Raw genomic sequence first — 11,448 nt, forward strand, 5'->3', positions numbered from 1 at the left:
GGCTCGAGGGCTAGCAAGCGGGGTGCGACAAACTGTCGCGAAGTTGATTTGTCGAGCTGTATTGTTACAGATCCTGTAAAGGACTGTTGCTCAATAAGTCATAGTCAAGGGTTGGCGACCTATCTACAATCGCCCCCAATTTCCGTTCGGCACTGCTTGCGAGTCGCAGGATTGAAGGAAGCCCCAGCGCTCCTTTTTGCTGACTTCGTCAAGTTTCGCCCAACGGCGATACCGGGCGGACCCCCCTCCGCGTTTTCCCGCACCAAATGGACTTGGTCTGAAGTACAGGCCTGTTGCCTACGAAACCATAAGCACCGCTAACCCGCTTTGCGCCAAGGTCCTGCAGTCGGACCCAGGCAGGAGCGAGTACGGGCGCGAAATGCCGCACTTGGCAGGACGAAGTGTTGGCTACCAAAACACAAATTGCATTGAAGCAAGCTGATCTAGAGGTCGTGAGATGAGTAAAAAGCGTTACCCCAGACTGTTTGGCATATTGCCCTTTTTAGGCATGCTTTTACTCAGTGGGTGCAACTGGACCCTGCTCGACCCGAAAGGTCAGGTCGGCATTGAGCAAAAGAACCTGATCCTGATCGCTACCGGCCTGATGCTGCTGGTGGTGATTCCGGTCATCATCATGACCGTGGCATTCGCCTGGAAGTACCGTGCTTCCAACAAGGCCGCCACCTACACCCCAGACTGGTCGCACTCGACCAAGATCGAAGCCGCGGTGTGGATCATCCCGATCATCATCATCATCGCCCTGGGCTACGTCACCTACAAGTCGACCCACAAGCTGGACCCGTACCGTCCACTGGATTCCGATGTGAAGCCGGTGCAGATCGACGTGGTCGCGCTGGACTGGAAGTGGCTGTTCATCTACCCGGAGCAGGGCATTGCCACGGTCAACAAGATCGTCTTCCCGGCTAACACCCCGGTCAACTTCCGCGTCACCTCCGACGCCGTGATGAACTCGTTCTTCATCCCGGGCCTGGGTGGCCAGATCTACGCCATGGCTGGCATGACCACCAAGCTGCACCTGATCGCCAACGAGAACGGCGAATTCGACGGTATCAGCGCCAACTACAGCGGTGCTGGCTTCACCGGCATGAAATTCAAGGCCACTGCAACCTCTCAGGAAGACTTCGACAAGTGGGTCGCCGAGGTCAAGCAGTCGCCGAAGAAGCTGGACAAGGCTGAATACGACGCCTTGGCCAAACCAAGCGAAAACAACCCAGTCGCGCTGTACAGCGAGGCCTCGCCTGACCAGTTCCAGATCATCGTCGACAAGTACGAAGGCATGAACCGCGGTCGTCCGAGCCACGAAGAAGCAGGCAGCAAAGATCTGGCCACAACCAAGGGTGTGGAATCGAGTATGCAACCAGCTGCCGGTGCAGAGGAGTAAGAGATGTTCGGTAAATTAACCCTGGAGGCGATACCCTTCCACGAGCCGATAGTCATGGTGACCCTTGCCATGATCGCGCTCGGGGGTATTGCTGTCGTTGGTGCTATCACCTATTTCCGCAAGTGGACCTACTTGTGGACCGAGTGGTTGACCACCGTCGACCACAAGAAAATCGGGGTGATGTACATCGTCGTCGCGATGGTCATGCTGCTGCGCGGCTTCGCCGACGCCATCATGATGCGTACCCAGCTGGCTGCCGCTACCGGTGGCTCCGAAGGCTACCTGCCGCCTGAACACTATGACCAGATCTTCACCGCTCACGGTGTGATCATGATCATCTTCATGGCGATGCCGTTCTTCACCGGCCTGATGAACCTGGCGGTTCCTCTGCAGATCGGTGCACGTGACGTTGCCTTCCCGTTCCTGAACTCCCTGAGCTTCTACCTGCTGCTGGCAGGCGTGCTGCTGGTCAACATCTCGCTGGGCGTTGGTGAATTCGCCAAGACCGGCTGGGTTGCCTATCCGCCGCTGGCGGGCATTCAGTACAGCCCTGGGGTGGGTGTCGACTACTACATCTGGGCGCTACAGCTCTCAGGCTTGGGTACGACACTGACCGGCGTGAACTTCCTCGTCACCGTGATGAAGATGCGCGCACCTGGCATGAAGCTGATGGACATGCCGATCTTCACCTGGACCTGCACCTGGGCCAACGTGCTGATCGTGGCTTCGTTCCCGATCCTGACCGCTGCACTCGCTCTGCTGACTGTTGACCGTTATCTGGACTTCCACATTTTCACCAACGAGCTTGGTGGGAACCCGATGATGTACGTCAACCTGTTCTGGGCGTGGGGTCACCCTGAGGTTTACATTCTGATCCTGCCGGCCTTCGGCGTGTTCTCGGAAGTGACTTCGACCTTCTCTGGCAAGCGTCTGTTCGGCCACCACTCGATGATCTACGCATCGGGCGCCATCGCCGTTCTGGGCTTCGCTGTATGGCTGCACCACTTCTTCACCATGGGTGCCGGCGCCAGCGTCAACACCTTCTTCGGCCTGGCGACGATGCTGATCTCCATCCCGACCGGTGTGAAGCTGTTCAACTGGCTGTTCACCATGTACCAGGGCCGTGTGCGCTTCACCGCGCCAATGCTGTGGACCCTGGGCTTCATGATCACCTTCTCGATCGGTGGCATGACTGGCGTTCTGCTGGCTGTTCCAGGTGCTGACTTCGTACTGCACAACAGCCTGTTCGTTATCGCTCACTTCCACAACGTGATCATCGGTGGTGCGGTATTCGGCTACATCGCCGGCTTCGCCTACTGGTGGCCAAAAGCGTTCGGCTTCAAGCTGAACGAGAAGTGGGGCAAAGCTGCCTTCTGGTTCTGGATCTCTGGCTTCTACGTAGCGTTCATGCCGCTGTACGCCCTGGGCTTCATGGGCATGACCCGTCGTCTGAACCACTCCGACAACCCACTGTGGGAACCCTACCTGTACGTAGCCGTTGTCGGCGCCGTGCTGATCCTGTTCGGTATCGCCTGCCAGCTGATCCAGATCGTCGTTTCGATCCGCGATCGCGAGCAGAACCTGGACGTGACCGGCGACCCATGGGGCGGCCGTACCCTGGAATGGTCGACTTCGTCGCCACCTCCGTTCTACAACTTCGCCCACATGCCTGAGAAAGTTGGCCTGGACTGCTGGAACGAAGCCAAGGAAGCCGGTGTTGCCTACAAGGTGCCAGGCAAGTACGAAGCGATCCACATGCCGAACAACACCGCTACCGGTCTGTTCATGGGTCTGTTCCTGACTGTCTTCGGCTTCGCTTTCATCTGGCACATCTGGTGGCTGGTTGGCGCGAGCCTGCTGGCAACCATCGCGGTCTTCGTTCGCCACGCTGCACGTGACGACCAGGGCTACATGGTTCCGGCCGAAGAAGTGGCGCGCATCGAAGGCGAGCGTCTCAAAGCGCTGGCCAAAGCAGGTGCTCTGCCTGCCGGCGCACGTGTCGAATCGTTTGAACGGGTGTAATCAATGTCCAGTCAAGTAATCCACGGTGGCGCGCATGGTCATGACCATGCTCACGATGACCACCACCACGACTCGGGCCAGATGACCGTCCTCGGTTTCTGGCTGTACCTGATGACCGACTGCATCCTGTTTGCGTCGCTCTTCGCCACCTACGCGGTGCTGTCCGGCAGTTTTGCCGGCGGCCCGTCGGGTCACGACATCTTCCAGCTCGACTTCGTAGCTGTAGAAACGCTGTTCCTGCTGCTGTCCTCGATCACCTTCGGCTTCGCCATGCTGAAGATGTTCGACGGCAAGAAAGCGGGCGTACTGGGCTGGTTGGCTGTGACCTTCCTGTTCGGTGCAGGCTTCATCGCGATGGAAATCTATGAATTCCATCACCTGATCGGCGAGGGCTTCGGCCCGACCCGCAGTGGCTTCCTGTCGGGCTTCTTCGCCCTGGTAGGTACCCACGGTCTGCACGTGACCGCCGGCCTGATCTGGATGGCAATCATGATGTACCAGATCAACAAGCACGGCATCACGCCGACCGCCAAGACCCGCATGAGCTGCCTGAGCCTGTTCTGGCACTTCCTGGACGTGGTCTGGATCTGCGTATTCACCGTCGTCTACCTGCTGGGAGTTCTGTAATGGCTAACGCACACGACACTCATCACGAAGGTAATCACGGCAGCGTCAAGTCGTACATGATCGGCTTCATCCTGTCGATCATCCTGACCGCGATCCCGTTCGGCCTGGCCATGTCGCCAAGCCTGCCGAAGAACCTGACCGTTCTGATCATCGTGGCCATGGCCGTGATTCAGGTAGTGGTACACCTTGTGTACTTCCTGCACATGGACCGCTCGAAAGAGCAGCGTTCCAACGTGTCGACGTTCCTGTTCACCACCCTGGTAATCGCTCTGCTGGTCGGCCTGTCGCTGTGGATCATGTTCAGCATCCACTTCGAAATGATGGCCAAGTGAGGTAAGACTGCATGTCCGTTAAGCACTTTATCCAAATCACCAAACCGGGGATCATTTTCGGTAACGTGCTTTCCGTGGCAGGCGGTTTCTTCCTTGCCTCGAAGGGCCATGTGGACTTCGCCCTGTTCCTGGCGGTGGTGATCGGTACTTCGCTGGTGGTGGCGTCCGGATGCGTGTTCAACAACTGCATCGACCGTGACATCGACCACAAGATGGAGCGCACCAAGAACCGCGTCATGGTGCAGGGCGGCATGTCGCTGACCCTCGCGCTGATCTACGCCACCCTGCTCGGGGTGGCGGGTTTCAGCCTGCTGTATGTCCAGGCCAACCCGCTGTCGGCGTTCTGCGCAGCTGTAGGCTTTATCGTCTACGTCGGTTTCTACAGCCTCTGGCTGAAGCGCAAATCGGTGCACGGCACCTTGGTCGGCAGCCTGTCCGGTGCCATGCCTCCGGTGATCGGCTACTGCGCCGTTAGCAACAGCTTCGACCTGGCTGCAGTGACCCTGCTGGTGATGTTCAGCCTGTGGCAGATGCCGCACAGCTTCGCCATCGCCATCTTCCGCTTCAAGGATTACAGCGCTGCCAACATTCCGGTCCTGCCGGTGGCACGTGGCATCCTCGCGGCGAAGAAGCAGATCGTGCTGTATGTGCTGGCCTTCCTGCTCGCCACCTTGATGCTCACCCTCGGCGGTTACGCCGGCCTCGGCTACCTGGCCGTGGCAGCAGCCATGGGCCTGTACTGGCTGTACATGGCCTGGGGTGGCTACAAGGCTGAAGACGACAGCAAGTGGGCCCGCAAGGTGTTCGGCTTCTCCATCCTCACCGTCACTGCCCTGAGCGTGATGATGTCGGTGGACAGCCAGACCGCTGCGGACGTGCTGATGACCTACGCGCGCTGATCGAGGCGAGTGCTTCACTAGAAACCCGGCCACTGTGCCGGGTTTTTTTATGCCTGTTTTCCTGTGCCGACCCTTTCGCGGGACAATCCCGCTCCCACAGGTACAGCGTCAGCTTCTAATGTGGCGTGGTCCCTGTGGGAGCGGGCTTGCCCCGCGAAGAGGCCGGGCTAAAACATAAATCTTTGATTTTCAAAAAATACATCTGAAAAGTTCTAACAAAACAGGAAATTATCCTTTACAGATATCCTGTTTCGGCACTATCTTCTGAATCAGGCCGCCGCAGCGGCCAACGTCGCTCGGACGGTTCCGGGCGCTTACGTCTGCAGAGGAAACCATGGCCAATCCAGGTTCGCCGCGCCGCTTCGCGCGTATCGATCGTCTCCCCCCCTACGTCTTCAACATCACCGCCGAACTCAAGATGGCTGCCCGCCGCCGTGGCGAGGACATCATCGACCTGAGCATGGGCAACCCCGATGGCGCGACCCCGCCGCACATCGTCGAGAAGCTGGTGCAGGTCGCCCAGCGTGATGACACCCATGGTTACTCCACATCCCGCGGCATTCCGCGCCTGCGCCGGGCTATCTCCAACTGGTACAAGGAGCGCTACGAGGTCGACATCGACCCGGAAAGCGAAGCCATCGTCACCATCGGCTCGAAAGAGGGCCTGGCGCACCTGATGCTCGGCACCCTCGACCACGGCGACACCGTGCTGGTGCCCAACCCGAGCTACCCGATCCACATCTACGGCGCCGTGATCGCCGGCGCCCAGGTGCGCTCGGTGCCGCTGGTGCCGGGGGTGGACTTCTTCAACGAGCTGGAGCGGGCGATCCGCGAATCGATCCCCAAGCCGAAGATGATGATCCTCGGCTTCCCGTCCAACCCCACTGCCCAGTGCGTGGAGCTGGATTTCTTCGAGCGCGTGGTAGCCCTGGCCAAGCAGTACGACGTGCTGGTGGTGCACGACCTGGCCTACGCCGACATCGTCTACGACGGCTGGAAGGCCCCGTCGATCATGCAGGTGCCGGGCGCCAAGGACATCGCGGTGGAGTTTTTCACTCTGTCCAAGAGCTATAACATGGCCGGCTGGCGGATCGGTTTCATGGTGGGCAACCCCGAGCTGGTCAGTGCCCTGGCGCGAATCAAGAGCTACCACGACTACGGCACCTTCACCCCGCTGCAGGTCGCTGCCATCGCCGCGCTGGAAGGCGACCAGCAGTGCGTGCGTGACATCGCCGAGCAGTACCGCCAGCGCCGCAACCTGCTGGTCAAGGGCCTGCACGAGCTGGGCTGGATGGTCGAGAACCCCAAGGCCTCGATGTACGTGTGGGCGAAAATCCCTGAGCAGTACGCGCACCTGGGTTCGCTGGAGTTCTCCAAGAAGTTGCTGGCCGAAGCCAAGGTCTGCGTGTCGCCGGGCATCGGTTTTGGTGACTACGGCGACGACCATGTGCGCTTCGCTCTGATCGAGAACCAAGACCGGATTCGCCAGGCGATTCGAGGTATTCGCCAGATGTTCCGGGCCGATGGATTGACCCAGAAATAGCGCTTCACCCGGGCCCGCTTTGGCGGGCTCGGGCCAGCCGGATCAACGGCAAACTATTTTTGCATTACCCCTCTTCTCAGCCGACCTGGCTTCGATTACAAATGGCGCGCGGGCCAGCCCCGATAACAACAACCTTCCCTCCGTGCCATCATGTCCGAATACAACCCTTGCCTTGACTGCGGCGCCTGCTGCGGGTATTTCCGTGTGTCCTTCTTCTGGGGCGAATGCCAGTCTGCCGGCGGTGTTGTGCCGGATGACCTGGTGGTGCAGATCAACCCCACCCGCGTTGCCATGATCGGCACCGACGCCAAGCCTTGCCGCTGCGTGAGCCTGCAGGGCGAGATCGGTACCGAGGTGGCGTGCACCATCTACGCCAACCGTTCCAGCCCTTGCCGCGAGTTCGAGGCATCGTGGGTGGGTGGTGTGCATAACCCGAGTTGCGACGATGCGCGGGCGGCCTATGGCTTGCCGCCGCTGACCCCGCCGGGGGCAAACGAGCCGCACTGGCCGGATGATGGGGCGGAGGTGGCCTGAGCCATTTTCGCTATCTGCGGCACCTGTAGGGGGTTCGCCCACAGAGATGCAGCGCTCTTGAGACCGAGCGCCGCCCGCGCGGCGCATCGCGGATAAATCCGCTCCTACATCTGTTGCAACGTGCCAAACCTGTAACGCCATGGTTGCCAGCCCTGGCGCAGGTCTTGAGTCGTGCAAACCGGTTGACAACCATGGCCTCACAGGCATGGCCACGTTGCAACAGATGTAGGAGCGGATTTATCCGCGATGCGCCGCGCGGGCGGCGCTCGATATCCGCCCCACCGCAAACCCCAAGACATACACCCGCAGCCCCCACATAACGTTAAACTGTCATCTCCCCAGCAATGGACAGGAGATCCGGCGTGACCCCACCCCGCAGTTTCCCCACTGACCTCTGCCTCGACAGCCCGCGCCTGCAGTTGCGCCCGATGCGCCATGCCGACGCTGAGCAATGGCTGACGATCATGGCTGACCCCGAGGTCATGCGTTACTGGCACCATGCCCCCTGGCAAGACCTGGCCGAGGCCGAAAGCGCACTGGCCGCCGACCGCGAAGCCTATGCCAATGGCGACCAGCTCAAGCTCGGCATGTACCGCCGCGACAATGGCGAACTGATCGGCATGGTCCAGCTGTTCAACATCGACGACGTCTCGCGCCGTGGCGAGATCGGCTACTGCCTGGCCAGCGCCGTGCAGGGCAGGGGCTACATGGACGAGGCGCTGACCTGCTTCATCGACTACATCGCCCATACCCTGCACATGCGCCGTCTGGAAGGCGAAATCGACCCACGCAACCAGGGCTCGGCCCGTACCCTCGAACGGCAGGGCTTCGTGCTCGAAGGCACATTGCGGGCGCGCTGGTGTGTGGCGGGCGAACTGACCGATTCGGGTATCTACGGCCTGCTGCTGGAGCCGCCAGTCGCATGACACTGGGCGCCCGTTTACCGGCCTTCTACCTGACCCTGAGCCTTGCCCTGTATCTGCTCAGCCTGGCCTTCGACGGCGCCCTGATGAGCGCAGGCCGGTACATGCCGGCGCTGCAGATGTTCCTGTACGGTCCCTGGGGCATCCCCTTCGGAATGTTCCAGTGGTTCGCCAACCCACTGCTGGCGGTAGCCATCCTTTGCCATCGACGCCTGCGTCGGCTGGCCTTGCTGCTTGGGCTGGGTGCGTTGTACCTGGCGGCCAGCAGCTTTGGCATCGAACGGCTGCCTGACAACATCAGCTATGAATTTACCAATCGCACCGGCTTTGGTGCGGGCTTCTACCTGTGGCTGGCAGCGTTCGCCGTATTTTGTTTGGGCCAGGCCTGGCAGTGCTGGACCGCACGCAGCAGTACCGATGTGCCGGGCTGGAACTGGCTGGATGTCGCCCTGATCGCGGCGCTGGCGGTGACCGCTTACGCGGCCACCCAGATGCCATCGCTGCAATTCGAGCCAGGCAAGGTGCTGATGCCGCCGGCGCCGGTACAAACGCTCTGAAAGGATTTGCGATGAACAAGCGATATCTGATGCACCTGGCCTTGCTTGCACCCATGGCGCTGGCCGACGACAACTCGCCGGCCTACAGCCAGTGCATGGACAAAGCCTCCAGTACGGTGGCCATGAGCAGCTGCATCCAGGGGGAGACCCAACTTCAGGACCAGCGCCTGAATCGGGTCTACAAGCAACTGATGAGCAAGCTCCAGACCGGGCCGCAGAAGAGCTTGCGCGATGTGCAGCGGCAGTGGATCGCCTATCGTGATGCGAACTGCACGTTCCATGTGCAGGCCAGTGGCGGCACCCTGGCGCAGCTGGAAGGCGGCATGTGCGTGCTGGACATGACCCGCGAACGGGCGGCGGAGCTGGAGCGGGTTCTCAGCCCCGGGCAGTGATCTTGCCTGAGGCTGGCGCTCGCGCAGGTGGGGCGCGTTTAGATCAACGTCGGGCGCGTGCCTTGAGGTACTCGCGTACTTCCACGGCATCCCCGGCGAACTCGATGCGCTCGGCCTTCGCCTCGCGTTGATAGGCGTACATCGGGTCGTAGTATTCCTTGAGCAAGACCTCGAGCCAGCCGCGGTGCAAATCCACCTCGCCACTGCGCAGCTGCTCCTCCAGCGCCTGGCGCAGCAGTTCGGACATGCGCTGGTGGCGCTCGCCTCCGAGCCGCTTGCGTATGTTGCCCATGCTTTGCGTCAGCCGTTCGGCATACAGGTGGCGACCTTGGTCTTCACCGTACCTATCGATGAATTCTGCGCAGAGATTTATCCCGTAGTCGCGCAACAGGCGGCCCACACGGTTCTCGAAGCTGTCCTCCAGCCACACCAGCGGATAGCGCTGCATGCCCTTGTAAAGCTCCAGCGGTACCATACAGCTACCGACGATACGGCCCTCATCCTCAAGCACGAACTGGTCGATGCCACGGGCACGCTTTTTCAGCACATCGACGGCCAGCTTGTTCTCGAAGTCGATCTGTGCCGGCTGTGCGGTGGCCCGCTTGCCGAAGCTGGAACCGCGGTGGTTGGCATGGCCTTCGAGATCGAGTGCGTTGCCGAGCTGGTGCAACACATCGGTCTTGCCGCTGCCGGTAAGGCCGCCGACCAGGATGAAATCGCATTGCTCGACGGCCTGCTGGGTGGTGTTCAGCAGGAAGCTGCGCATCGCCTTGTAGCCACCCTTGATCCGCGGGTAGTCGATGCCGGCCTCGTCGCGCAACACGTTTTGCACGAGCAGTGAGCGCAGGCCGCCGCGGGCACAGTACAGGTAACCATCGGGATGCTTTTGGGCAAAACTGACCCAGGCGTGCAGGCGCTCGCGCAGGACGGCGCCGCTGACCAGCTGGTGGCCGAGGGTGATGGCGGCGGCCTGGCCCTGTTGTTTGTAGCAGGTGCCGACCTTCTGCCGCTCCTGGTCATTCATCAGCGGCAGGTTGACGGTGCCGGGGAAGGCACCCTTGGCAAATTCGATCGGCGCGCGCATGTCCATCATCGGCGCGTCGTTCAGGAACAGCTGGCGGAAGTCGGTGCAGTCGGGGCGCATCAGTTCACCTCAACTGCGTGGCTCTGTCGCTCGACCAACTGGCCGATCGGCGCCAGGTTAAGGCCCAGTTCGGTGGCCAGCGCGAGGAACTCGGCTTCGCCTTCAGGGGTAACGGCAACCAGCAGGCCACCGCTGGTCTGCGGGTCGCACAGCAGGTGCTTCTGCTCGTCGGTCAGCCTACCGAGCTTGTGCCCGTAACTGTCGAAGTTGCGCAGCGTCCCGCCAGGGATGCAGCCCTCGGCCAGGTAATGGTCGACACTCGGCAGGCGCGGTACGGCGGCATAGTCCAGCTGAGCGGTCAGGCCACTGCCTTCGGCCAGCTCGACCAGGTGGCCGAGCAGGCCAAAACCGGTCACGTCGGTCATCGCCTTGACCCCATCGAGCTTGCCGAAGCGGCTGCCCGGCGTGTTCAGCGTGCACATCCAGTCGCGTGCCAGGCCCTGGTCCTGCTCGCGCAGCTTGGCCTTCTTCTCGGCGGTGGTGAGGATGCCGATGCCCAGCGGCTTGGTCAGGTACAGGCGGCAGCCGGCGGTGGCGGTGTCGTTGCGCTTGAGGTGGCGTTTGCTGACCACACCGGTGACAGCCAGGCCGAAGATCGGCTCGGGGGCGTCGATGGAGTGGCCGCCGGCCAGCGGAATGCCGGCCTCGGCGCATACGGCGCGGCCACCGCGGATCACTTCGCGGGCGACTTCCGGTGGCAGCACGTTGACTGGCCAGCCGAGGATGGCGATGGCCATCAGCGGGTCGCCGCCCATGGCGTAGATGTCGCTGATGGCGTTGGTCGCGGCGATGCGACCGAAATCGTAAGGGTCGTCGACGATCGGCATGAAGAAATCAGTGGTCGAAACCACCCCGCGCTCGTCGTCCAGGGCATACACGGCGGCATCGTCACGCGAGGCATTGCCGACCCACAACTTCGGGTCCAGGGCCTGGGCGCCGCTTTCGGCAAGGATCACATCCAGCACCTTGGGGGAGATCTTGCAGCCACAGCCGGCACCGTGGCTGTACTGGGTCAGGCGAATCGGCTCGCTCATACGTACCTCAGGGGATCAATTTGTTGCGCGATTGTAGCA

12 protein-coding genes are annotated in these 11,448 nt (G+C 61.2%); 10 read left to right on the top strand and 2 right to left on the bottom strand.

Going from position 1 to position 11,448, the window contains the following annotated elements; all coding sequences use genetic code 11:
• The first annotated feature begins 457 nt into the window (after nucleotides 1-457).
• From cyoA to ACIPZ5_RS07425, 10 genes are all read left to right on the top strand, one after another.
• The gene (cyoA, locus tag ACIPZ5_RS07380) at nucleotides 458-1,402 is read left to right on the top strand and encodes a ubiquinol oxidase subunit II (RefSeq protein ID WP_085673753.1); all 945 of its coding nucleotides are present in this window, start codon (nucleotides 458-460) and stop codon (nucleotides 1,400-1,402) included.
• 3 nt (nucleotides 1,403-1,405) lie between these two features.
• Entirely contained in the window at nucleotides 1,406-3,424 is a 2,019-nt protein-coding gene (cyoB, locus tag ACIPZ5_RS07385) for a cytochrome o ubiquinol oxidase subunit I (protein WP_054887537.1), read from the top strand.
• A gap of 3 nt (nucleotides 3,425-3,427) precedes the next feature.
• Nucleotides 3,428-4,051, top strand: a complete 624-nt coding sequence (gene cyoC, locus ACIPZ5_RS07390; protein ID WP_027920308.1) for a cytochrome o ubiquinol oxidase subunit III — start codon at nucleotides 3,428-3,430, stop codon at nucleotides 4,049-4,051.
• A complete protein-coding gene (gene cyoD / locus ACIPZ5_RS07395) occupies nucleotides 4,051-4,383 on the top strand; it encodes a cytochrome o ubiquinol oxidase subunit IV (RefSeq protein WP_054887538.1) in 333 nt (110 codons plus the stop codon). The genes cyoC and cyoD overlap by 1 nt, the downstream gene beginning before the upstream one ends.
• 11 nt (nucleotides 4,384-4,394) lie before the next feature.
• Nucleotides 4,395-5,282: a heme o synthase gene (gene cyoE / locus ACIPZ5_RS07400; RefSeq protein WP_343595536.1), complete on the top strand. Its 888-nt coding sequence runs from the start codon at nucleotides 4,395-4,397 to the stop codon at nucleotides 5,280-5,282.
• Nucleotides 5,283-5,616: 334 nt separating this feature from the next.
• On the top strand, nucleotides 5,617-6,825 hold the full coding sequence (alaC, locus tag ACIPZ5_RS07405; RefSeq protein WP_103445641.1) for an alanine transaminase: 1,209 nt from the start codon (nucleotides 5,617-5,619) through the stop codon (nucleotides 6,823-6,825).
• Between the two features lie 150 nt (nucleotides 6,826-6,975).
• Nucleotides 6,976-7,359, top strand: coding sequence for a YkgJ family cysteine cluster protein (locus ACIPZ5_RS07410; RefSeq protein ID WP_313712814.1), 384 nt, complete (start codon nucleotides 6,976-6,978; stop codon nucleotides 7,357-7,359).
• A 362-nt stretch (nucleotides 7,360-7,721) separates the two neighbouring features.
• A complete protein-coding gene (locus ACIPZ5_RS07415) occupies nucleotides 7,722-8,285 on the top strand; it encodes a GNAT family N-acetyltransferase (RefSeq protein ID WP_085673742.1) in 564 nt (187 codons plus the stop codon).
• The gene (locus ACIPZ5_RS07420; RefSeq protein WP_400807566.1) at nucleotides 8,282-8,839 is read left to right on the top strand and encodes a hypothetical protein; all 558 of its coding nucleotides are present in this window, start codon (nucleotides 8,282-8,284) and stop codon (nucleotides 8,837-8,839) included. The genes ACIPZ5_RS07415 and ACIPZ5_RS07420 overlap by 4 nt, the downstream gene beginning before the upstream one ends.
• A gap of 11 nt (nucleotides 8,840-8,850) precedes the next feature.
• Nucleotides 8,851-9,231, top strand: coding sequence for a lysozyme inhibitor LprI family protein (locus tag ACIPZ5_RS07425; RefSeq protein WP_400807568.1), 381 nt, complete (start codon nucleotides 8,851-8,853; stop codon nucleotides 9,229-9,231).
• 43 nt (nucleotides 9,232-9,274) lie between these two features.
• Here ACIPZ5_RS07425 and mnmH read toward each other — a convergent pair whose 3' ends face one another.
• Together mnmH and selD are read right to left on the bottom strand one after the other, a co-directional pair.
• Nucleotides 9,275-10,375, bottom strand: a complete 1,101-nt coding sequence (mnmH, locus tag ACIPZ5_RS07430) for a tRNA 2-selenouridine(34) synthase MnmH (RefSeq protein WP_400807571.1) — start codon at nucleotides 10,373-10,375, stop codon at nucleotides 9,275-9,277.
• Nucleotides 10,375-11,409, bottom strand: coding sequence for a selenide, water dikinase SelD (gene selD / locus ACIPZ5_RS07435; protein WP_400807574.1), 1,035 nt, complete (start codon nucleotides 11,407-11,409; stop codon nucleotides 10,375-10,377). The genes mnmH and selD overlap by 1 nt, the downstream gene beginning before the upstream one ends.
• Nucleotides 11,410-11,448: the final 39 nt, after the last annotated feature.

Origin of the sequence: Pseudomonas sp. NPDC089428, assembly GCF_044749325.1 — a bacterium.
Lineage (GTDB): Bacteria > Pseudomonadota > Gammaproteobacteria > Pseudomonadales > Pseudomonadaceae > Aquipseudomonas.

Bases quoted from the DNA above. Each gene is read 5' to 3' on its own strand.
- cyoD (WP_054887538.1), top strand. From the start codon at position 4,051: ATGGCTAACGCACACGACACTCATCACGAAGGTAATCACGGCAGCGTC.
- cyoA (WP_085673753.1), top strand. From the start codon at position 458: ATGAGTAAAAAGCGTTACCCCAGACTGTTTGGCATATTGCCCTTTTTA.
- cyoB (WP_054887537.1), top strand. From the start codon at position 1,406: ATGTTCGGTAAATTAACCCTGGAGGCGATACCCTTCCACGAGCCGATA.
- mnmH (WP_400807571.1), bottom strand. From the start codon at position 10,375: ATGCGCCCCGACTGCACCGACTTCCGCCAGCTGTTCCTGAACGACGCG.
- cyoC (WP_027920308.1), top strand. From the start codon at position 3,428: ATGTCCAGTCAAGTAATCCACGGTGGCGCGCATGGTCATGACCATGCT.
- alaC (WP_103445641.1), top strand. From the start codon at position 5,617: ATGGCCAATCCAGGTTCGCCGCGCCGCTTCGCGCGTATCGATCGTCTC.
- ACIPZ5_RS07420 (WP_400807566.1), top strand. From the start codon at position 8,282: ATGACACTGGGCGCCCGTTTACCGGCCTTCTACCTGACCCTGAGCCTT.
- ACIPZ5_RS07425 (WP_400807568.1), top strand. From the start codon at position 8,851: ATGAACAAGCGATATCTGATGCACCTGGCCTTGCTTGCACCCATGGCG.
- selD (WP_400807574.1), bottom strand. From the start codon at position 11,409: ATGAGCGAGCCGATTCGCCTGACCCAGTACAGCCACGGTGCCGGCTGT.
- cyoE (WP_343595536.1), top strand. From the start codon at position 4,395: ATGTCCGTTAAGCACTTTATCCAAATCACCAAACCGGGGATCATTTTC.
- ACIPZ5_RS07410 (WP_313712814.1), top strand. From the start codon at position 6,976: ATGTCCGAATACAACCCTTGCCTTGACTGCGGCGCCTGCTGCGGGTAT.